Consider the following 21,170-nt stretch of genomic DNA (forward strand, 5'->3'; position numbering starts at 1 on the left):
TGCCGCAAGGCGGATCACGCCTTGAGCGGGACCGATTGTGCGGGGGTGCGGGCTTCGGCGAGGTCGAACCGGACGAGCGTGGCGCCCCCGGTCAGGGGCTCGACGGTGCAGGTGAGCCCGCGCCCGTCGCTGCGCTGCACGGTGGCGTGCCAGGTCTCGCGCGCGCCGTAGGACACCACCAGGTCGCGGATGTCGGACCAGGCGGGCGTCGGCAGGCACTGGCTGGCCCAGGCCGACGTCGCGTCCGCGATGGTCACGTCCATGATCTGCGACTCGGTCGTGGTTTGCCACAGGTCGGCGTAGCCGGTGTTCGAGAAGGTCATCCGCCCCGAGGGTGCAAAGACGGCGATGGCGCTGTCCATCGTGTCGAGCACGGCGTGGCCGACTTCGAGCTCTTCGCGGAAGCGGCGGGTGAGGGAGATCTCGGCGCTGATGTCTTCGAAGAGGAACGCGATGGCCCCGTCGGGATGGGGGCGCCCGGTGACCCGGTAGGTCAGGCCGGACGGCAGGTTCCACGTCTCCGAGTACCGCCCGTCGCGCGCGGCGACGACGACGTCGGCCAGCGTCTCCCGCCAGCCGCTGTAGTTCTTGGGTTCGGGCATCACCTGCTTTTCGCGCAGGCTGTCGAAGAACGACAAGAGGTTCGGGCGCTTGGACAGGAACTCCGGCGACAGATCCGTCAGGTCGACCAGCGCGGGGTTGAAGAGCGCCAGCTGCTTGTCCCGGTCAAAGATCGCGAGCCCGATCGACAGGTGGGCAAAGGTCTTGGCCAGGGTCTGCACGAAATTGCGCTGCGCCGCCTCCGCGCGCACGATGGCGGTGACGTCCGTGGCGTAGTAGGTCGTGCGGTCTTCGAGCACGGACCGGGCCACGTCGAACCACATGTCGGGTGTGCCGCGAGATCCGGGAACTGGTGTGCGCACCTGCGTTGCCGCGTCGGTAAACGGCAGGCTCGCCGGGTTCGAGAGCAGCTGCGGCACGGTCTCGGTCCCCGCGCAGGCGTCGCACAGCGCCCAGTAGGCCGGGTTCGCCCAGACAACGGCGCCGGTGTGATCGACGGTCCAGATCGGATGCGGCGCATGTTCGGAGAGGTGCGTCAGCTGCTGCGCCTTGCGGCCCTGCATGAAGGCTTCGTGCCAGGCGCGTGCGCCCTGCCGCGGATCGCTCAGGGAGAGAGTAAGCGCATCCGCGGTGCCAGAGATGTCGAGAACTGCCGGATCCGAGGGAGGGTCGGCAGCCGTCAGTGCCTTTGGGTTTGCATCAGCAGGCGTTTCAGGGAACCCGGGAAAGCGCTCGGCAAAACACCGCCGCACGCTTTCCCAGTCCAGCGTCTCCGAACACTGCGAGATCAGCCGTAGCGCGGCTGGGCTGGCAGAGATGACGTCGCCTCCACTCATACTCAGCGAGACCACGTCGTCCGAGGACGCCGTATGCACCGATGACCCGAGGTTCACAGGGCGCCGTAGATAACAGACGGCAAAGGCTGCAGCACATGCCGCAGCCCCAAACGCAACCGCCAGATCAATCAGGCCCATCGCTCTTCATGTCCCAAAGTCATCGCAGATCACGATCCTTTAGGGACATTAACAAAAGGTTAATTCTCGTTAAGGTTGTGTCAGTTGGTCGCGCTGGCAGTCCCGGCGCACACCGGAGCGTCGCCTCAGGGCAGGATCAGCTGGTTCGGCGCGAGCGCCTGCGGGCGGTCGCTGCGCGCCACGTCGATGGCCGTCCGGTGCCAGAGCACCTCGACGATTGCGCCGCGCCCGCGCAACCCGTCCGCCGCACCGTTGGCAAAGGTCAGCTGCGCCCCGGTCCGTTCCAGCAGCGTCTTGGCGATAAAGAGCCCCAGACCCATCCCCTCGTATTCCGGGCGCGCCGCGCGCTGGGCGGTGGGACGCCGCAGCCGGACAAACGGGTCCCCGATCCGGCTCAGCAGCGTCGGCGGAAACCCGGGCCCGTCGTCCTGAATGCGGATCGAGATGGTGTCGGCGGTCCACATCGTCTCGATCCAGACCGCGCTGCCGGCAAAGTCGACGGCGTTCTGCACCAGGTTGCGCAGGCCGTGGATGATCTCCGGCCGCCGGTCGATGGTCGGCTGGTCGCGCTCAGCCGCGGTCTCCGGCAGCACCGACAGCGTCACCGTCTTGCCGCGCTCCCAGTGCGGCTCGGCGGCCTCGCGCAGCACGGCGGAGAGCGGCGCCTGACGCAGGTGCGAATCCTCCTTGCCCGCTCGTCCCATCGACCGCAGGATGTCGCGGCACCGGTCGGCCTGCTCGCGGATCAGCTCGGCATCCTCGCGCAGGTCGCCCTCCAGCTCCTCCATCAGCTCGGCGGAGGCCAGTTTGATCGTGGCGAGCGGCGTGCCGAGCTCGTGCGCGGCGGCGGCGACTACACCACCCAGGTCGGTCAGCTTTTGCTCGCGCGACAGCGCCATCTGCGTTGCCGCCAAAGCGTCGGACATGGTGTTGATCTCGGAGGTGACCCGGCGCGAATAGACGCCGAGGAACACGATTCCGATCATCAGCGCCGTCCAGTGGCCAAAGACAAAGAGCTCCGGCATCTGCAGCTCTGCCCCCGCCGCGTCGCGCATCGGGATGTTGTAGAACACCATCGCCGAGGTCAGCGCCATCGCCGTCGCGCCCACCAGCACCGCTGAGCGCAGCGTCAGCACGGTCGAGGACAGCACCACCGGTCCCAGCACCAGAATGCCAAACGGGTTGTTGAGCCCGCCCGTCAGGAACAGCAAGAGGCACAGCTGCAAGAGGTCAAAGTAGGTGACCGCAAGGCTCTCCTGCTCCGAGAGCCGTTTGTTCGTGGGAAAGATGAACAGCGCCACGATATTGGACAGGGCGGCAATGCAGATCGCCAGCACGCACAGACCAATCGGCAGCTGCACGTCGAACCACAGGACCGCCGCCGAGATCGCGAGCAGCTGTCCGGCGATGGCCACCCAGCGCACGGCGATCATCGTCCGCAGGCGGATCCAGTTGCCGCGCTGCGTGCCGGCGATCAGGCTCGTGTCAGTTTGCCTCATAACGCGATTGTGGCTTGCTCCCTATGTCTGGCACCGTATGGCTCAGCCTTGCAGAACACAATTGTCGGAGGAACCATGGTCCGCTTTGCCGCACTTACCGCCGGAACGCTCGCCCTTGCCGGGATCCTCGGAACGGTCTGGTACACGCAATTCCGCGCGCCGCAGGACGTCTTTGCCGCGTGCCGCACGGGCGTGGCGGGCGGCGACATCGGCGGACCCTTCACGCTGGTCAACGGGCAGGGCGAAACCGTGACGGACCAGGACGTGATCACCGAGCCGAGCATCCTCTATTTCGGCTACACGTTCTGCCCGGACGTTTGCCCGCTCGACATGTTCCGCAACGCCGAGGCCGTCGACCTCCTGGCCGAGGAGGGTGTGTCTGCCACGCCTGTGTTTATCACCGTCGACCCGGCGCGCGACACGCCCGAAGTCGTCGCGGAGTTTGCCGACGTCATGCACCCCAAGGCCATCGGCCTAACCGGCACGCCCGAGCAGACGGACGCCGCCTCCAAGGCGTACCGCACCTACTACCGGGCGCAGCCGGCGGAGGACGAGTTCTACCTCGTCGATCACTCGACATTCTCCTATGTCGTCTTGCCCGAACACGGGTTCGTCGATTTCATCCGCCGCGAGGCCACACCCGAACAGGTCGCCGAAACCGTCGCCTGCTTCGCGAACGCCGCCTAGGCCCGGCGCTGCGATTTGACCGGGCGGGGATCAGTCTTAAATCCCCGGTAACAGTGACGTTCCCGGAGTTGCACCATGGCCGACACAGCGGCTGCCCAGATTGGCGAAGACCCGACCCTGCTTTTGGTCGATGACGACGAGGCGTTCCTCAAACGCCTGGCCAAGGCGATGGAAAAGCGTGGGTTCGCCGTGGAAACCGCCGAGTCCGTGGCCGCCGGCAAGGCGATCTGCACCGCGCGCCCGCCGGCCTATGCCGTGGTCGACCTGCGGCTCGAAGATGGCAACGGGCTCGACGTGGTCGAGGTCCTGCGTACCACCCGCCCCGAGGCGCGCATCGTCGTGCTCACCGGCTACGGCGCGATTGCGACGGCCGTCGCCGCGGTCAAGATCGGCGCGACCGATTACCTGGCCAAGCCTGCCGATGCCACGGACGTGACAAACGCTCTGCTCGCCACCGGGGACGAGATGCCCCCGCCGCCCGAGAACCCGATGAGCGCGGACCGCGTGCGCTGGGAGCACATCCAGCGCGTCTACGAACTCTGCGACCGCAACGTCTCCGAAACCGCCCGCCGCCTCTCCATGCACCGTCGTACGCTGCAGCGTATCTTGGCAAAGCGGTCGCCGCGGTAGACTGAGAGATGAGGTCCCGGGTCAGGCCCGGGACGGGTGTCTTCAAGCGGAAGGTAGCACATCACGCCCCGGACTTGATCCGGAGCCTCTCGCCACCTTCAGGTCTTCAAATTCCGCGCCGAGTCCTTGATCGCGTCGTACTGGCCCGAAGGGCGGAAGCGCCACAGGTAGTCCGGCAGCACCGCCTCTGTCGCCGTCGGCGTGATCCCCAGGTCGGCAAAAGTCTTCGCCCCGTCCGACACGACATTGTCGACCTTGAGCGATTTGACTTGGTCGAACGTGATCATCTTGTTCTTCGCCAGACCCAGCGTCACCACCTCGAGCGCGGTAAATCCAAACGCCATCAGCTTGCCGACAAAGAACGGCAGGCTCAGCACCAGCCGCCGGCGGTGGATCACCGCCAGCATCTCCTGCATCAACTCGGTAAAGCTGCGCACGTCCGGCCCGCCCAGCTCGTAGACACCCGGCGCGGCGGTCCCCATCACGCCCATCGCGGCAGCTTCGGCGACGTTGTCGACATAGACCGGCTGGAACCTGGTCCCTCCGCCCACGACAGGCAGCGCCGGCGACAAACGCGCCATCCCGGCGAAGCGGTTAAAGAACTCATCCTCCGGGCCAAAAATTACCGACGGGCGCAGGATCACGGCGTTCGGCTGATGCTCCAGCACCGCCTCCTCGCCGCGCCCCTTGCTGTCGGCATAGCCGCTCGGGCCGTTCTTCTCAGCCCCGATGGCGGAGATGTGCACCATCGTGCCGATGCCCTCGGCCTTGGCAAGGCGCGCGATCCGGCCTGCGCCCTCCACATGGATGTTGTCGAAGGAGTTCTTGCCCCGTGCGTCGAACGTGCCCACACAGTTCACGACCGCGTCCGCGCCTTGCAACACGCGCGCCACGCTGGCGTCGTCGCGGATGTTGCAGAATACCGGCTCCACCTGACCGACCGCGCCGTAGGGCTTGACGAACATCGCCTCGTTCGGGCGGCGCACGGCGACGCGCACGCGCCAGCCCGCCTTGGCCATGCGGCGGGCGATGTAGCGCCCGACAAATCCTGAGCCGCCATAGATCGTGACGAGTTTCGACATCGGTTCAGCCTTTTGTTCCCTGCTTCAGGGAAATAGCGCCCGCCCCGCAGCATCACAAGGCGCGAATGGTCTCAGACCACCGGCGCCTCGTGTGCCGCGCGGTCTTGCTGCACAGCCGTGCGCCCGACGTCGGTCAGCGCGTAGTGTCCGCGCGCGACACGCTCGAACCAGCCAAAGTGGTTGTCGGCCATCACCCGCGTCGCCTTCGGCACTTGCGCGGCCTTGGCGACCTCCGCGCCCTTGCTCGGTCCAAACGCCTCGAGGTGGCGCGCGCAGCGCCACGCCTCCTGCCGGTAGGCCGTCACCAGCCCTTGCCGGTTACTGCCACCCGGGGATGGGTCACCCATCCGCCGCGCGAATTCCGCCGTCAGGCGCGATTTGCGCAGCTTGGACTTGCGCGGCTGGAATGGTCCCGGCGCGCAATGCTCCTGCACAAGGCCCGCTGGATCGACGCTGAGCACACCCAAACCCAACCGGCGGGCGAGGCCGATGTTCGCCTTGAACGCCTTCCACCCCGCCTTCCCGCGCCACCGGGGCACCGCGACATAGACGTCGTCCGTCACGCGCTGGCGCTGCACCGCCTGATGCAAAAGCGTGAGCGAAAATCCCAGCTTGAGCTCGACCACCACGAGCGTCTCACCCCGTTGTGCGACGACATCGGCGGCGCCGACTTCGCCTTTGACAACAAAGCCGAGCGCCTCGAAATGCGCCTTGATCGGGGGGTAAAGATCGGTCTCGCGAGCCTGCGTCATGCGGCCAGCCTACAGCGTGTCTCGCAGCCGCTGAACAGGCCCGGCGAATTCGCGCTGGGGGAGAGTCCTTTTTGCGACAAAGCCCGTTGACTCATGTCGGGGCGGTGCGTATCTGACGCTCCACCAACCCGTGCCCAGATGGCGGAATTGGTAGACGCGCCAGCTTCAGGTGCTGGTGTCCGTATGGACGTGGAGGTTCGAGTCCTCTTCTGGGCACCATTTTCCCTGCAGTCGCGTTGTTGTTTGGGTCGCTACTTGGCCTATGGTGGCGCTCCGCGACGATGACAAAAGGATACGACTGACATGGATCACGCACCCGCAAGCTGAGACCACCTCTGGTTCCCAATTTTGCGAGCGTTTCCCCATGTCATCTGTTTCGATCGTCGGCCTGAGCTGGCACACGCCTGACGCGCATCCTCTCTTCAACGATCTCAACCTGTCCTTCGGTGCAGGCCGCACTGGCCTTGTCGGGCGCAATGGCGCGGGCAAGTCCACCTTGCTGCGCCTGATTGCGGGTGAGTTGGCACCAACCAGCGGGACGGTCACTACACCACCCTCTGTTGGGTATCTGCGACAGGGTGCCGAGGATCTGTCAGGTACAACACTCGCCGAACTCTTTGGTGTCTCCGTCCAGCTGGCCATCCTGCGCCGCGCGGAGCGGGGGGAGGCGACGGCTGACGATCTGGCGATTGCCGACTGGACGCTCGAAGCCCGTCTCGATGCGGCGCTCACCAGCCTTGGCCTGACCGTGTCGCCGGACACCTCCCTCAATGCGCTCAGCGGTGGGCAACGGACCCGGGCAGCCCTCGCGGCGCTCCTTTTTGCTAAGCCTGACGTGCTGCTGCTCGATGAGCCTACAAACCATCTGGATCGCGCTGGCCGCGCGTATGTGCTGGACGTGCTTCGCGCGTGGCAAGGCTGCGTGATCGTCGCGAGCCACGACCGCATTCTGCTGGAGGAGATGGAGGCGATCGTCGAACTGACCAGCCTCGGTGCCAAGACGTATGGAGGTCCCTACAGCGCCTACCGCGCTGCAAAGCAGGCTGAACTGGAGAGCGCACACGATGCGCTGGCCCGTGCCGAGCGGGGCAAATCCGCCGTGGAGGCCCGTGCGCAGCTGGCCGCGGAACGCAAGGCGCGGACGGATCGGCAGGGCAAGCAGCTGCGCGTCTCGGGCAGCCAGTCCAAGCTGATCCTGGACGCTGCGAAGGAACGCAGTGAGGGCTCGGGCGGTGCGGCTGCCCGTCTCCGGGACCGTCAAGCGCGGCAGGCGGAGGATGCGTTGAGCGCGGCGCGTGCGGCTGTCGAAGTGCTGGAGCCGCTCGCCATCGACATCCCGCCCTCCGGTCTTGCACGTACGCGGCAAGTGCTCCGCGTCGATGGGATAACCTTTGCCTACGACCCGGCCTCGCCGCTTCTCAGCGATGTCTCCCTGACGATCCAAGGTCCCGAGCGTGTCGCCATCGAAGGCGCAAACGGCGCGGGCAAATCGACTTTGCTGGCCTGCATCGACGGCACGTTGCAACCGCAAGCCGGTACGGTCGCGGTCCACGTTCCCTTCACCTTGATCGATCAGCACGTGAGCTTTTTCGATCCTGAGGAGACCGTGCGCGCGGCTTTTGCGCGGCTTGATCCGCAGGCGTCCGAGAATGACCGCCGCGCCACGCTCGCGCGGTTCCTCTTTCGCGGGGATGACGCCGATCAAAAGGTCGGTGCGCTCAGCGGCGGGCAAAGGATGCGCGCCGGGTTGGCCTGCACGCTGGGCCACAGCGCGCCGCGTCAGCTGCTGCTCCTCGACGAGCCGAGCAACCACCTCGATCTCGAGGCCGTCGAAACGCTGGAAGGCGCGCTCAGAGCGTATGATGGTGCGGTGATCGTGGTAAGCCACGATCGGGCTTTTCTCGCGCGGATTGGGGTGAATCGGCGGATGATGGTTGATGGCGGGTGAGCTCAAACCTGACGCTGGCCCGCTCCATTCAATGCACCCGCCTGACAGGCACTGTCAGGCCGCGTCATGCCAAAGGCATGCCTCCGGCATGACCCGCCCCCGTCAAACCGAAGGTTTGCCTACGGCAAAACGGGCGGAGCGATTGCGGCACCCCGCGGGCCGGCGTGTGCACATCCGATTTGTGTGCATCAGGTTGAAGATCACCTGCCTTAGCCGCTTACCTCCGTCACACGAGGACAAAGATGTCGCTCTCGAGCGCCGACACATCTTCAAAACCGTTCAGCGTGATTGTCTGGCCCGAACCGAGTTCAAAAACCGTCCGGGCGCCGTCGACTTCGGCAAACTGGTCGAGGATTGCGCGGGCGTCGGTGAGGCCACCCGTCAAAGCGGCGGAGAATTGGAGCATGTCGGTGCCGCTTTGGAAATCGCGGATGACGTCGGCGCCGTCGCCTTGATCAAAGACAAAGGTGTCCTCGCCCGCGCCGCCGATCAGCGTGTCGTTCCCGGCGCCGCCCTTGAGGTGGTCATCCTCCGCGCGTCCGTTCAGGACATCATGCCCGCGCCCGCCAAGCAATGTGTCGTCGCCTGCGCCCCCAGCCAAGGAGTCTGCATGCGAACCACCCGCGAGCCGGTCAAAGCCTGAGCCGCCCTCGAGCGTGTCGCTGCCGCCTCCACCTTCGAGCGTATCGCGCCCCACGCCGCCGCGCAAAAGGTCTGCGTTGTTCTGGCCGCGCAGGAGGTCGTTGCCGTTGCCGCCACCCAGCGTGTCCTCGCCCTTGCCACCGTTTAGTGTGTCGTGGCCGCCGCCACCGCCAAGGACGTCGCCGCCCGCCCCGCCCGAGAGCATGTCGGCATTTTTCTGGCCGTAAAGGGCGTCTTTGCCGGCGCGGCCAGACAGCGTGTCCTCGCCTGCTCCGCCCCCCAGGGTATCCGCGCCGAGACCGCCATCGAGCACGTCACTGCCTGCTCCGCCCCACAGCTTGTCGTCACCGGAACTGCCGCGGAAGGTATCCTCGCCGGCGCCGCCCCAAGCAGTGTCGTCTCCGCTGCCGCCATAGAGGCTGTCCGCGCCAACGCCGCCCCAGAGTGCGTCTGCATCGCCGCCACCTTCGAGCGTGTCGTCTCCGTCCCCGCCCAATAGCGTGTCGCTGCCTGAGTTGCCTTCGAGCAGGTCGTCCTTTGCCCCGCCGTGCAGCTTGTCGTCGCCCTCTCCGCCGGCCAGCGTGTCTTCGCCTGCTCCGCCGGACAGAAGGTCGTCGCCGCCTTTGCCGTCGAGCGCGTCGTTCCCGCCGAGGCCGAGGATGAAGTCTGCGCCGTCCGATCCGGTCAGCGCGTTGTCTCCGTCGTCGTCGGAATCCGACAGGCCGTCCGCGTCCGGCATCAAGGCAAAAACCTCGCCACGCAGGTCCGCGACCTCGCCCAGATCGGTGCGCCCGGCGATGACGGTCTCGCCGTCATAGAACGCGGTCAGCGGATCGCGTGCAATGTCGGAGATGATTGCCGCGTAAAGGCCGGGATCGTGCTCGGCGCCAAAGCCTCTTTTGTAGAGGGTCTTGCCATTGTCGATCTGTAGGTTGTCGATGCTCGGCAGGTCGACCTTGGTCAACTGGCCGGTGAAGTGCAGGTTTTCCTCGAGCGTGCCGTTGCCGACCATGCCGCTGTCCGGGCCGTCGATGTCAAAGGTCACCCGGTCCTCGGACATCGACAGGCCGATGTACCAATCGGGGGAGACGAGGCGCGCGTTGCCGCCGGTGATCTGGACGACGGAGGTGTCGACCTGACCCAGGTACCCCTTGTCGTCGATCAGGTAGGTCTTGTCGTAATTGTCCTCGAGCGTGTCCGGGTCGATGCCCGCCGAGGCGAGGGAGACCACGCGCAGCTCGACCTCCGGGTCAAGGCGTTGCGCGTCCACGGCGGCAAAGATGTCGGCGGTTGCGCCGCCAAGGCTGTGCCCGGTGACGATCAGCTTGCCGATGCCGTTTGCGTCGTCGTTGGCATAGGCGAGCGCTGCCTCGATCATCGGGCGCTGCGCTTCGTAATAGTTGAACTGCCCGTTGCCGGTCCACGCCTGCCCGCCAACCGAAGAGGCCGGCAGGTCCTTGTCGTCGGTCCCGCGGAAGACCAGCAGGAGGGTGTCCGGTGCTTCCTCGTCACCCTCTACGTCGTGGCTCCGCGCAAGCAGGGATTGCGCGTACCACCCGCCGCCATAGCGTCCCTCGTAGAGCCCGCCTTGGTGCCAGCGGATGTCGTCGTGGCCGTCAGGCATGAGGGCCCCGAGGTCGCCTTCGTCCAGCACCTGCCAACCGCCCGCGTCGAACCATTCGTCATAGTCGTCGTCGCGTCCGTTGTCGTCCGCGTCGTCGCCGCGAAAGTCCTCCGCCAACCGTCCGTCGCCGTAGATGGCATGGGCGGCCTGCGTGGCGACAAGGATGTCTTCGGACGCGGTACCGAGGTCGTGGGCGGCGTCCTCTTCGGGGTCACTGGGGCGGACGTGGAAACCGCCTTCGGTGCGGCTGTTGTTGGCGGCTTTTGCGTCGCCTTCGACGTTTTCGACGTAGACGCGGATGCTGTCGATCTGGTCGTCGCCCACGTCGACTTCGAGCATGCGCTCGACCGTGTCGCCGACGTCGATCTTGTCGACCAGCTTGGTCCCGTAGCGCTCGCCGTTGATGTCGTAGCGGACGTGGAAGGCGTCCTCGTCAAAGGTGTCGGACCCGCCGATGTTGGCGATTTCGGCGTGGATCTCCATTTTCCCGCCGCGCCCGCCGGTGTCGATCACGCGGATGTCGTGGACCGCGACGTCGGGCTCTTCGACAAAGAACGTCTCGGCGTGGGAGTTGTTGTCGTAGTCGGTCTCGTTGCCGACGCCGCTGACCTTGGCGGAGATCTCCACTGGCCCGGTCTGGTCGACGGTCCAGAGGAAGTACTGGGACCAGTTCTGCCCGGGGGCGAGCCCTGCGGCGACACGTTCCGAACCGATCTCCTCGCCGTTCGCGTAGTAGGTGAGGTTGAACCCGCCCAGTCCCGAGTGATCGTTGCCGAGGTTGTCGAGGTCGGTCTTGATCGTGACGACTTTGCCCTCGCGCAGGCGGCCGGTCAGGTTGTGGAGCGAGATGTCCTCCACCACGATGTCCGATCCCTTTTCGACGGCGTAGAAGGTCTCGGTCCGGTCGTTGTTCTTGGTGGATTTCTCGTCTTCGTCGAGTTCGACTTCGACCGTGACTTTGAAGGCGCCGTCGCGGTCGACGGTCCACCGGATGCTCTCGTCGTTCTCCCTGACGATGGTGCCGATCCGGCCGATGCTGTCTTTTCCGATATAGTCGTCGTCGATGTAGTATTTGACGGTGATGCCGTTCGCGTCGGCGTTGCCGGAGTTCCTGATCGTGGTGTTGAGCGTAATCCTATCGCCCTTGGCGATCTCGCCACCAAAGAGGCTCGAGAACCAGATGTCCTCGACTTCGATGTCTGGTGTTCCTCCGAACAAACCCATGGGTCGGTCCTCTCCGGCGTGCCGCGATGATTGACAGACGCACCACCCCAACACGTGCGCTCGGCGACAGGGTATCGGTTTCAGCGGCCAGTGGATATGGGGAAGATCCCCTATAACGGGCGACCTTAAACCTGATACACATTCGCTCAATTCAAAGCACCCGCCTGACGGGTACCGTCAGGCCGCGCCGACCCGCCCCCATGGGGCGGCGCGATTGCGCCACCCCACGGGTCGGCGCGTGCAGCTTTGTTTCTCATGTATCGGGTTAAAGGTCGCCGGCTATGTTTGCCCGCTCAAGCCACGCGCCGAATTGGGGCGACCACCCTATGGACAGGTGCTTCCCCCTACGTCACCGTGAACACGTCACAGACGTAGGAGGTGGTTTTCCGAGTGCGCGCCCTCTTCCTTCTGATCACGCTCCTCTGGGCGCAGGCCGCTGCGGGGTCCACGCCCTGTGGCGAAGTGGCGCTTGAGCCGGATGCGGCGTTTCGCGCGGACCTTGGACCCTTTGCCTGCGTGCTCGCGGATGACAGCGGCAGCGTGAGGCTTGATCACGTGACGGGCGAGGGCGGTGCCGAGCTGGAGCCAGTGCCCGGCGGGCTGGTCGATTTCGGGTTCGGGACCGCGCGATACTGGGTGCGGGTCGATCTCAGGAACGCCTCCACCGCGCCCGGGCTCTGGTGGGTGACGCACGACCTGCCGTCCGCGAAGATGCTCAGGGTGCGGCTTGTCCCCGAGGGCGCCGCGCCGCGCACACTTTTGTCGCTGGAGGAGGGTGCGCCCTTTACCGCGCGTCCCATCGCGCACCGCCACCTTGTCTCGGAAGTGGCTCTGGCAGCCGGGCAGCGCGCCTCGCTCGTGATCGACTACGAGACCGGTCAGGCGACGGAGATGCCGCTCACCATCGAGGCCGTGCCGAGTTTCGTCGCCCGGACGCAAACCGAGACCGTGCGCATCATCGCGGTAATCGCGCTGGCGCTTGGGATAGGGCTGATCAACACGCTTTACCTCTACGGGTTCGACGGGCGACCGGCCATCGCCTACGGAGGATACGTCGCCACCAGTGTGCTGCTGCTCGTGCACATGGACGGGTTCGGCTTTCAGCACCTCTATCCCAACTGGCCGGCTTTCAACGACGTTGGCGTGGCGGTGATCGGGCTGGCGTCCATCGCGCTCGGCACGCTCTTTCTCGACGTCTTTACCGAGGCGCACCGGCACAGCCCGCGCCTGCACGCGGCGTCGCTGACGCTGGCGGCGGCGCTGGTGGGGCTGGCGGCGCTGTCAGTGCCCTATCTCGAAACGGTCAGCTACAAGCTCGCCGGGCTGATCGGTGCCGCGCTGTTGACCGGGTTGCAGCTGTGGCTGATCGGGGCGGCGATCCGGCGAGGGCAGGCTGGTGCCTGGCTGTTGCTCTTGGGATTTGGCGCGCTCTCGGCAGGGATCATGGTAGGCGTGCTCGGGTACCTGACCGAGGGGCTGTTCGAGCAGGAGTGGGCGGGTACGGCGATCCGGGCGGGGTTCGCCATGGAGGCGGCCGCCTTTTCCGCCGCCATCGCCCTGCGCATCCGCGCCGCGCGCCGCGAGCGGAGCCGGTTGTTGCGCGAGAAGCTGCGCGCCTCCGAAGAGCGGCTGCGTCTGTCCGAAGCGTTGCGCCGCGCGGAGGAAGACCGCTCCCGCGCTGCCGATGCGGCACGGCGCTCGAGCGAGGCTCTGGCCAACGCCGCCCACGACATCCGCCAACCGCTCACCTCACTGCAGATGGCGCTGCGCGGCAGTGCGGAGACGGAGGCGGATATCGCCGGGAGCCTCGATTACATCGAGGGGATCGTGCGGGATGGGCTGGAGGCCGGTGCGCACCCGCTGGGAACCGGGGACGCGAACCCCGCGCCGCAGGCCGCCGCGGAGGTCTTTGCCGCCTCGGTCGTGCTGCGCAACGTAGCGGCCATGTTCGATGCAGACGCTGCCGCGCGGGATACGCGGCTGCAGGTGATCCCATGCGATGCGTTGCTGTGCGCCGATCCTCTGGCTGTCATGCGGATCCTGAGCAACCTCGTTTCGAATGCCTTAACCCACGCCAACGCGTCCCGGGTGCTCGTCGGGTGCCGGTCGAGGGGTCCGCAGCTGCGCTTTGAGGTCCACGACGACGGTGTCGGCATGGCGCCCGAATTGCTGGCAGCGCGAGGTGCGCGCGGTCCGGCTTCGGAAGGCTACGGCTTAGGTCTCACCATCGTCGAAGAGCTGGCCGTCGCGCGGGGATTTGCGTTTTCCATCCGGTCCGCGCCGGGCGAGGGGACGGTCACCACGCTCGCCGTCCCGCGCGCGGTGCCAGAGGCGAGGGCCGCGTCATGAGCCGCACTACCGCCGTGATCGCCGATGACCACATGATGATCCGGCAGGGGCTGCGGGAGATCCTGACCTCCGCCGGGCTCGACGTGGTGGGGGAGGCCGCGGATGGGCTGGAGGCGGTGGCGCAAGTGCGCAAGCACCGCCCGGCGCTGCTGACCCTCGACATCGCCATGCCCTATGCGCGGGGGATCGAGATATTCGGCGAGGTGCGGCGCTGGTCGCCCGAGACGCGCGTCATCGTCTTTTCTGGCATGACGTCGACCGGGCTCTTGGCTGATCTGGATGCAGCGGGCGCGGACGGCATCTTCCTCAAGAGCGGCGCGCTGGAGGATTTCTCGGACGCCATCCCGCGCGTTCTGGCTGGCGAGACGGTGCGCTCTCAGGCAGTGGAGCAGCTGGTCGCAGAGGCGCAGGAGCGCAAGGTTCTGACACTGCGCGAGCGCCAGGTGCTGTCGCTGATCGCGCAAGGCCATGGCAACCGCGAGATCGCGGACCGGCTCGGCGTCAGTCCCAAGACGGTCGACAACCACCGCACTAACCTGATGCGCAAGCTCGACGCCCACTCCATGGCCGAGCTTCTGGCCTACGCGCTGCGCGAGGGCCTGCTCGACGCAAACCGGGAGGCGTGAGCGGCGCGCCTTACTCCGCCGGCACCTTGGCTTGCTTTTGCTCGGCACCAAACACCAGACCGACGACGTTGCGCAGACCGGATGAGATGCGGTGCACCAGCACAAAGATCGCCGGGATCGCAAAGATGATGACGCCGGTCCCGATCAGAACGCCGTAGCCGATGGACACCGCGAGCGGGATCAGGAACTGCGCCTGCAGCGACGTCTCCATGATCAGCGGATAGACCCCGAGGAAGGTCGTCACCGACGTCAGCAGGATCGGTCGGAACCGGTCCTTGGTGCCCTCGACCACCGCGTCCACCACGTCGTACCCCTTGCCGAGGTACTCGTTGTAGAGGTCGATCATCACGAGGCTGTTGTTGATGACGACGCCCGCGAGGCCGATGATGCCAAAGATGCTGAGCAGCCCGAGCGGTATTCCCAGCAGGTAGTGACCTGTGACGGCACCGATGAGCCCCAGCGGGATCGCCACCATGACCACGATTGGCTGTACGAAACTGCGGAAGACCAGCGCGAGCAGCGCAAAGATCACAAAGAGCGCGATTCCAAGCGCCTGTCCAAGCGCGGCCTGCGCGTCGCCCTGCGTCTCCTGCTCGCCGCCAAAGCCCGCGTTCAGACCCGGGTTCGCCTCGAGGAGCGGCGGCAGCAGCTCTTCGCGGATGATCCGGTTGGCCTCGCCGTTGGTGGTCACGCTTTGATCCACGTCGGCGGTGATCGTTGTCACGCGCCGCCCGTTCTGGCGCAGGATTTCCGACGGTGACTGCCCCTCCTCGAGCCGGGCCACGACCGACAGCGGGATCAGGTCCCCCGCCGGCGTGGCGATCCGCGTGTCCAGAAGGTCCGAAAGGCTGTCACGGTCCTCGCTGGGGAAGCGGACCATGACCGCCACGCTGTCCTGCCCGCGCTGCACGGTCGTGGCCTCGACCCCGAAGAACCCGTTGCGCGTCTGCAGCGCGAGGTCCTGCAGGGTCAGGCCATAGAGCCGCGCCTCCGGTTTCAGGGCGAGTTTGTATTCGAGGCGTCCCGACGAGGCATCGTCGAGGATTTGAAAGACGCCGGGAATGTTGCCGAGCCCGTCCCGCAGTTCGGCGACGATGGGCGCAATGTCCTCTCCGTCCGGCAGCGACAGCTCGACGGCGATGGCGTCGCCCGCGTTCACAAGCGAGGACGAGATGGTCAACGTGTTGACACCGGCGAGGCGGCCGACCTCTTCACGCCAGAGCGCCTCGAAATCGGACGTCTCCCAGCTGCGCTCGGAGGCGTTCGTGACCTCGACCACCACTTGCGCCAGCGTCGGCGCGGTGGGGGCGGAATCGCCCGTCGGGCCTCCACCGCCGGCACCGATGCCGACGATCACATACTGGCCGATCAGCACATTCGGCGCGCCGTCCGGCAAAGTCTCCTGCACGCGCTCGCCGGCACGGATGGCCGCCGTGCGCAGCGTCTCGGCGACGTCCTCGGTCCGCTGGAACGTCGTGCCGTTGGTCATCTCGACGTTGGCCGTCACGAACTCGCCGTCGATCGAGGGAAAGAACTCAAAGCGCACGTAGCCATACGACATCAGCCCGATCGTCAGCATCATCAGCGCGATCACCCCCGCGATGGGGATAAAGAACCGCCGCACGCAAAAGCGCAGCGCCGCGTCGAGCGGTTTCTGGATGATCCACTTGAGCGCGCGGTCGATGACGCCCCGCACCGCGCCAAGCGCGCGAAAGACGAGGTTCGGCTTGTAACTCGGGCTGATGTCGAGGTTCGACAGGTTGCGCGGCAGGATCAGCAGCGACTGCAACAGCGACAGCGACAGCACGATCATCACGACCGTCGGAATGTCCCCCAGGAACGAGCCGAGCGGCGCCGGCATCTGCAAGAGCGGCCAGAACGCGACCAGCGTCGTCAGCGTCGAAAAGATTACCGGGATGGCGATCCGCTGCGTGCCCTTGACGGCCGCCTCCTGCGGCGACAGCCCGTCTTCCCCGTTCTTGTAGATGTTCTCGGAGACCACGATGGCGTTGTCGACGACGATCCCGATGGCGAGGATGAACCCGAAGAGGGAGATCATGTTGATCGACATGCCCATCGCGCCCATCACGATGAAGGTCGCGGCAAAGCTGATCGCGATGCCCGCCGCCGACCAGAAGGCCAGCCGCACATCGAGGAACAGCGCGAGGCACAGCACCACGAGCGCAAGGCCGATGATTGCGTTGTTCGTCAAAAGGTCGATGCGCGACTGCAGCTGCGTCGCCTCGTTCTGCCAGACGGTCGCTTCGATCCCCTGCTCGAGCGATGGGCGGAAGTTCTCCCGCAGGTGCGCCTGCGCCAGCTCGACGATGCGGATGATCTGCTCGTCGCCGACGCGGTAGACGTTGACCGAGACCGCCGGCGTGCCGTTAAACGACGACGAGATGTCGGCGTCCTCGAACCCGTCCGTGACCGTGGCGATGTCCCGCAACAGGACCTGCGCCCCGCTGTCGGACGAGCGCACGACGATGTTCTCGAAATCGGCCTGCGTGTAGTTGCGCCCGATGGTGCGGATCGGGATGGCGACGCTCTCCGTCTCGATCGAGCCGCCCGGCAGCTCGAGGGAGTTTACGCCGACCACTCGCGCGACCTCGCCCAGCGTGAGGCCGTAGGCGCGCAGTGTGTCTCGGTCGATCTCGACGCTGACCTCGTAGTCGCGCGTGTTGGAGACCTCGGCGAACGAGATACCGTCGATCGCGATCAGCTCGTCCTTGAGGCGCCGCGCCTCTTCTTTCAGGACGCGCTCGGTGGTGTCGCCGTGCACGGCGATCTCGAGCACGCGGGTGGAATTGTCGGACCGCACGACAACCGGGTCGTCGGCATCGTCAGGGAAGGTGGAGATCCCCTCCACCTCGGTCTTGACCTCGTCCAGCTTGGTCTCGATGTCCTCGCCGTCCAGGAACGTGACGGTCACGCCGCCGCGCCCTTCGGAGATGTTGGCCGAGATGTTGTCGATCCCGTCCACGCCCGAGAGCTCGTCCTCGATAGGGCGCACGATGGAATCCTGGATCTCCGTCGGGGACGCGCCGTTGTAGGCCACCGAGATCGAGACGCTGTCGAGCGCAAATTCGGGAAAGGTCTTTTGCGGCATGTTCGACGCGGTCAATGCGCCGCCTGCCAGCAGAATAATCACCGCAAGCCAAGCCGCCACCGGGTGCTCGGCCATCCATTTGATCGCGCCATTCATCGTGTCATTCCATCATTCGACGACAAGCGTCGTGAGCAGGTCGCCCGCGCCCACATCGCGCAGGGCTTCGCCTTCTTGCGGGGCGGCGAGGGTGGTTAGGACAAGCCTGTCGTCCGGCGCGAGGCCGGTGATCCGCACGTAGGTGGTCTCGCCATCGACATGCACGCGCTTGGCGGGGTGAAATGCCAGGACGTCATCGCGCAAGAGCCAGACCCGGTCGCCCGAGCGCACGGCCGTGGACGGGATGGCGTAGGTGTCTTCGGGGACAAGCCCCTCGATCACGACACGTGCAAAGGCATTGATGAGCGCAGGCGGATTGCCAGCGGCAAAGTCCGTCTCGGCGCCCACCCGGTCTCCAAGCGCAACCGTTGTCGTCAGCGTGCGCGTCTGCGGGTCAAGCGCTGGGTCGATGCGCACGATCTCTGCCGACCATTGCTTGGTCTCGCCGGCAAAGTCGATGGACACCTGCGCAGGCGCCGCGTTGCCGGAGAAGAGGCCCGGGATCAGCACGGCGTCGCTCTCGCGGATGGCGATGCTCACCTCCATCTGGTCCTTGGTATAGATTTGCGCAATCGGGCTGCCGCCGGCGACGACATTGCCGATCTCGGCCTCTTTAGACTGCACCGCCCCGTCGAACGGCGCGCGCACCACCTTGTTCTCCAGCGCGATTTCCGCCGACAGCAGCTGCGCGCGCTGGCCTTGCAGGTTGGCCGTCAGCTCGTTGCGCTGACCCATCAGGTCGTCCACCGACGATTGCGACACGGTGTTGCTGGCGCGCAGGCTCTCGGCGCGCTCGAGTTGCGTCATCAACAGGTCAAGCCGGGCCTGCGTCGCGGCGATGCTGGCGCGCGACTGCGCGATCTGCGCGCGCTCGGCACTGGCGTCGATCTCGACCAGCACGTCGCCCTCGGAAAAGCCGTTGCGGTTGGTGATCGCCGGGTGCAGCGACACGATCCGCCCGCCGGTCGGCGCCGACAATGCCACGGTGCGGAAAGGCTCGACGAACCCGTCGCCACGGATCGGAAGCGGCGCGCGGTGCTCTGCAAAGGCCATCGTCTCCACCAGCGTCTCAGGGCGCGGCACGGGCTCGGCCTCGACCACCTCGCGGTTCTCGCCAAGGTACGTGAACCCGGCGTATCCGCCCCCGATGATCGCCACCGCGACAAGCACCCAAAACAGCTCGCGGAGCGCGACACCCAGGTAGCGCAACATCTTTTGCATGGCTTTGTCCTTCGCTGGAACTTACTGACTCACAAGTCAGTTACACTAACTGGGATAGATACGCCAAAGATCAAGCGTTGGATTTGATTTCCTTGCATCGACTGATCACATTGTTGGCAACACGTAGGAGCCAGGCGCGCAACGATGACAAAAGATGCACCGGTCGAGGCGCGTCCCAAAAGGCAGCGTCGCCGCAAGGAGGCCCGTCCAGCCGAAATCGTGGCGGCGGGCATTTCCGAGTTCGAGGAGCATGGCTTTCATGGCGCCAACCTGACACGGATCGCGCGCAAGGCCGGTATCTCCAAGGGCACGATCTACCTCTACTTTCCGTCAAAGGAGGCGCTATTCCTCGCCGCTATCGAAGAGCACATCACCTCGGTCATGGGCGAAACCGAGGCCGGGATGATGCGCGTCGAGGGCACCACCCGCGATCTGCTGACGGGCCTGCTCAAGAACATGTACGCCCGCTTTGTCCACGGCGAGGCGCAGGCGCTGTTCCGCATCCTTCTGACCGAAAGCGACCGCATGCCGGAGGTGATCGGCGCGTATCACGCGATGACCATCAAGCGCGGCTCGATCATCCTGAAAAAGATCCTGATGCGCGGCGTGGACCGGGGGGAGGTCCTCCCCGGGCCGGTCCTGGAGACACCGCAGGTCATCATCGCGCCAGCGGTCTATTTTGCCGTGCACACGATCATGTTCAAACACGCCCAACCGCTCGACTTTGAAAAGTTCTTTGACGCGCATGTGGACGTGATCTTCCACGGCGTTCTGGTGGACGGGCGCCCCGGCGGCGGGGCCTGACGCCGGTCGTTCTCGGCTCTGGTCAGGGCGCGCCCGTATCCCCGTACTCGAGCCAGGCCCGCGCATTCGGCGAGAGCGCCGCGTCCATTGCGCGGCTGTAAGCGGAAAGCTCGTCCTCGCTCAGGTGTCCGTGCCATTTGCCGTGTCCACCGCTGTCGAAAAAGTCGGTGTCCGAGCGCATGAACCCCGTCCCGCCGCTCGGCGCGTAGCGCGCGGCGTTGGCGCGCATGTGCGCGAAGGAGGCAACCTCGGCAAAGCGCTCCATCAGCGTCTGGTCGTGAGGGGTCCCAAGGAGTGTCGCCAGCCGTGTCAGCGTCCCGGGCAGATCGCGCGACATGTCCGCGTAGTGAAACAGGGCCACGTTGGACCCGGCCGCTGCCGCCGCCCGCGCCGCCTGATAGTGGCGCAGGATATGCGCCAGCGGCATCGCGTCCCCGTCGAACCCCTCGGCGCCGCCGTCGAGAAAGCGCCGGAACGTGATGCCGTCCGGGTCCTCCGCCCGGTACCAATGGTCGAAAAAGGTGATCGGCATGTTCGCCAGATGCTTGCGGTACGAGAAATGCGCGTCGAGCGGGTGCCGAAAGACGCAGATCACCTGCGCCATGTCCTGCACCGGCAAGCCGTCGAGCGGTGTATGACTCTTGAGGCAGCGCCGGGCTGTCATCGCCTCGAGCCGTCCGGCCACCTCCGCGATCTCGCGGAACCGGATGTCGACCCAGGGCATCTTGACCGACAGGTCCGTCTCTACATCCGGGTCACCGGACAGGAGCAGCGCCACCAGCGTCTGCATCCAGGTCGTGCCACTCTTGGGCGGGGTGACGACGATGACGTCATCGCCGCGCAGGGCCACGTGGTCCCAGCGGCGGCTGTCGGTCAGCGGTCCGAGGTAGGTCTTGCGTTGGGTCATGGCATAGCGCCTCAGATATCGAGCGTGTTCCGCCGCTCCCACTCGGAGAAATGCGCGGTATAGCTCATCCACTCCTGCATCTTCAGCTTGAGGTATGCGGCGGAGAATTCGTTGCCCATGGCGGACTTGAGCGCCTTGTTCTTGTCGAAGACGCGCAGGGCGTCGAGGAGGTTCAGCGGCAGGCGTGGCGCGCCGCGGACCTTGTAACCCTCGGCGTACATGTCGATGTCGTGGCGCTTGCCGGGGTCGGCTTTGGCGTTGATCCCGTCGAGGCCGGCGGCAATGATCACGGCCTGCAGCAGGTAAGGGTTCGCCGCCCCATCGGGCAGGCGCAGCTCGAACCGTCCGGGGCCGGGCACGCGCACCATATGGGTGCGGTTGTTGCCGGTCCAGGTGACCGTATTGGGCGCCCAGGTCGCGCCGGACATGGTGCGC

14 protein-coding genes, 1 tRNA gene and 1 pseudogene are annotated in these 21,170 nt (G+C 66.0%); 7 read left to right on the forward strand and 9 right to left on the reverse strand.

Annotated features, from left to right (window positions below; translation table 11 throughout):
* Nucleotides 1-14: 14 nt before the first annotated feature.
* Together ACU0B3_RS07420 and regB are read right to left on the reverse strand one after the other, a co-directional pair.
* Nucleotides 15-1,454, reverse strand: a complete 1,440-nt coding sequence (locus ACU0B3_RS07420; protein WP_446260184.1) for a PAS-domain containing protein — start codon at nucleotides 1,452-1,454, stop codon at nucleotides 15-17.
* A gap of 206 nt (nucleotides 1,455-1,660) precedes the next feature.
* On the reverse strand, nucleotides 1,661-3,034 hold the full coding sequence (regB, locus tag ACU0B3_RS07425) for a sensor histidine kinase RegB (RefSeq protein ID WP_446260185.1): 1,374 nt from the start codon (nucleotides 3,032-3,034) through the stop codon (nucleotides 1,661-1,663).
* Nucleotides 3,035-3,109: 75 nt separating this feature from the next.
* Here regB and ACU0B3_RS07430 point away from each other — a divergent pair, with 75 nt between their 5' ends.
* Together ACU0B3_RS07430 and ACU0B3_RS07435 are read left to right on the forward strand one after the other, a co-directional pair.
* Complete coding sequence (locus ACU0B3_RS07430) at nucleotides 3,110-3,721, forward strand: SCO family protein (protein WP_446260186.1); 612 nt, start codon at nucleotides 3,110-3,112, stop codon at nucleotides 3,719-3,721.
* Nucleotides 3,722-3,796: 75 nt separating this feature from the next.
* Nucleotides 3,797-4,351: an ActR/PrrA/RegA family redox response regulator transcription factor gene (locus ACU0B3_RS07435; protein WP_446260187.1), complete on the forward strand. Its 555-nt coding sequence runs from the start codon at nucleotides 3,797-3,799 to the stop codon at nucleotides 4,349-4,351.
* A gap of 98 nt (nucleotides 4,352-4,449) precedes the next feature.
* Here ACU0B3_RS07435 and ACU0B3_RS07440 read toward each other — a convergent pair whose 3' ends face one another.
* Nucleotides 4,450-5,433, reverse strand: coding sequence for a complex I NDUFA9 subunit family protein (locus ACU0B3_RS07440; protein ID WP_446260188.1), 984 nt, complete (start codon nucleotides 5,431-5,433; stop codon nucleotides 4,450-4,452).
* Nucleotides 5,434-5,504: 71 nt separating this feature from the next.
* Nucleotides 5,505-6,185 (reverse strand): DUF2161 domain-containing phosphodiesterase, encoded by a 681-nt coding sequence (locus tag ACU0B3_RS07445; protein WP_446260189.1) that lies wholly within the window; start codon nucleotides 6,183-6,185, stop codon nucleotides 5,505-5,507.
* Nucleotides 6,186-6,317: 132 nt separating this feature from the next.
* Here ACU0B3_RS07445 and ACU0B3_RS07450 point away from each other — a divergent pair.
* Nucleotides 6,318-6,404, forward strand: a tRNA-Leu gene (locus ACU0B3_RS07450).
* Between the two features lie 145 nt (nucleotides 6,405-6,549).
* Entirely contained in the window at nucleotides 6,550-8,133 is a 1,584-nt protein-coding gene (locus ACU0B3_RS07455; protein WP_446260190.1) for an ABC-F family ATP-binding cassette domain-containing protein, read from the forward strand.
* 226 nt (nucleotides 8,134-8,359) lie between these two features.
* Here ACU0B3_RS07455 and ACU0B3_RS07460 read toward each other — a convergent pair whose 3' ends face one another.
* Nucleotides 8,360-11,623: a CARDB domain-containing protein gene (locus ACU0B3_RS07460; protein ID WP_446260191.1), complete on the reverse strand. Its 3,264-nt coding sequence runs from the start codon at nucleotides 11,621-11,623 to the stop codon at nucleotides 8,360-8,362.
* Nucleotides 11,624-12,013: 390 nt separating this feature from the next.
* Here ACU0B3_RS07460 and ACU0B3_RS07465 point away from each other — a divergent pair, with 390 nt between their 5' ends.
* Nucleotides 12,014-13,972: a sensor histidine kinase gene (locus tag ACU0B3_RS07465; protein ID WP_446260192.1), complete on the forward strand. Its 1,959-nt coding sequence runs from the start codon at nucleotides 12,014-12,016 to the stop codon at nucleotides 13,970-13,972.
* Nucleotides 13,969-14,598, forward strand: a complete 630-nt coding sequence (locus ACU0B3_RS07470; RefSeq protein ID WP_446260193.1) for a response regulator — start codon at nucleotides 13,969-13,971, stop codon at nucleotides 14,596-14,598. Before ACU0B3_RS07465 ends, ACU0B3_RS07470 begins: the two co-directional genes overlap by 4 nt.
* 10 nt (nucleotides 14,599-14,608) lie before the next feature.
* On the opposite strand, the gene ACU0B3_RS07475 is transcribed toward ACU0B3_RS07470, so the two are convergent.
* Together ACU0B3_RS07475 and ACU0B3_RS07480 are read right to left on the reverse strand one after the other, a co-directional pair.
* Complete coding sequence (locus ACU0B3_RS07475) at nucleotides 14,609-17,803, reverse strand: efflux RND transporter permease subunit (protein ID WP_446260194.1); 3,195 nt, start codon at nucleotides 17,801-17,803, stop codon at nucleotides 14,609-14,611.
* Nucleotides 17,804-17,815: 12 nt separating this feature from the next.
* A complete protein-coding gene (locus tag ACU0B3_RS07480) occupies nucleotides 17,816-19,024 on the reverse strand; it encodes an efflux RND transporter periplasmic adaptor subunit (RefSeq protein ID WP_446260195.1) in 1,209 nt (402 codons plus the stop codon).
* A 144-nt stretch (nucleotides 19,025-19,168) separates the two neighbouring features.
* Between ACU0B3_RS07480 and ACU0B3_RS07485 the strand changes: the two genes are divergently transcribed.
* On the forward strand, nucleotides 19,169-19,828 hold the full coding sequence (locus tag ACU0B3_RS07485) for a TetR/AcrR family transcriptional regulator (protein WP_446260196.1): 660 nt from the start codon (nucleotides 19,169-19,171) through the stop codon (nucleotides 19,826-19,828).
* Nucleotides 19,829-19,850: 22 nt separating this feature from the next.
* On the opposite strand, the gene ACU0B3_RS07490 is transcribed toward ACU0B3_RS07485, so the two are convergent.
* Nucleotides 19,851-20,735: a sulfotransferase domain-containing protein gene (locus ACU0B3_RS07490; RefSeq protein ID WP_446260197.1), complete on the reverse strand. Its 885-nt coding sequence runs from the start codon at nucleotides 20,733-20,735 to the stop codon at nucleotides 19,851-19,853.
* Nucleotides 20,736-20,746: 11 nt separating this feature from the next.
* Nucleotides 20,747-21,170: pseudogene (locus ACU0B3_RS07495) on the reverse strand (type III glutamate--ammonia ligase); the annotation flags it as partial.

This window comes from Pseudaestuariivita sp., assembly GCF_052825805.1.

Coding starts and splice junctions, on each gene's coding strand:
- regB (WP_446260185.1), bottom strand. CDS start 3,034: ATGAGGCAAACTGACACGAGCCTGATCGCCGGCACGCAGCGCGGCAAC.
- ACU0B3_RS07430 (WP_446260186.1), top strand. CDS start 3,110: ATGGTCCGCTTTGCCGCACTTACCGCCGGAACGCTCGCCCTTGCCGGG.
- ACU0B3_RS07435 (WP_446260187.1), top strand. CDS start 3,797: ATGGCCGACACAGCGGCTGCCCAGATTGGCGAAGACCCGACCCTGCTT.
- ACU0B3_RS07440 (WP_446260188.1), bottom strand. CDS start 5,433: ATGTCGAAACTCGTCACGATCTATGGCGGCTCAGGATTTGTCGGGCGC.
- ACU0B3_RS07445 (WP_446260189.1), bottom strand. CDS start 6,185: ATGACGCAGGCTCGCGAGACCGATCTTTACCCCCCGATCAAGGCGCAT.
- ACU0B3_RS07455 (WP_446260190.1), top strand. CDS start 6,550: ATGTCATCTGTTTCGATCGTCGGCCTGAGCTGGCACACGCCTGACGCG.
- ACU0B3_RS07460 (WP_446260191.1), bottom strand. CDS start 11,623: ATGGGTTTGTTCGGAGGAACACCAGACATCGAAGTCGAGGACATCTGG.
- ACU0B3_RS07470 (WP_446260193.1), top strand. CDS start 13,969: ATGAGCCGCACTACCGCCGTGATCGCCGATGACCACATGATGATCCGG.
- ACU0B3_RS07475 (WP_446260194.1), bottom strand. CDS start 17,803: ATGAATGGCGCGATCAAATGGATGGCCGAGCACCCGGTGGCGGCTTGG.
- ACU0B3_RS07480 (WP_446260195.1), bottom strand. CDS start 19,024: ATGCAAAAGATGTTGCGCTACCTGGGTGTCGCGCTCCGCGAGCTGTTT.
- ACU0B3_RS07485 (WP_446260196.1), top strand. CDS start 19,169: ATGACAAAAGATGCACCGGTCGAGGCGCGTCCCAAAAGGCAGCGTCGC.
- ACU0B3_RS07490 (WP_446260197.1), bottom strand. CDS start 20,735: ATGACCCAACGCAAGACCTACCTCGGACCGCTGACCGACAGCCGCCGC.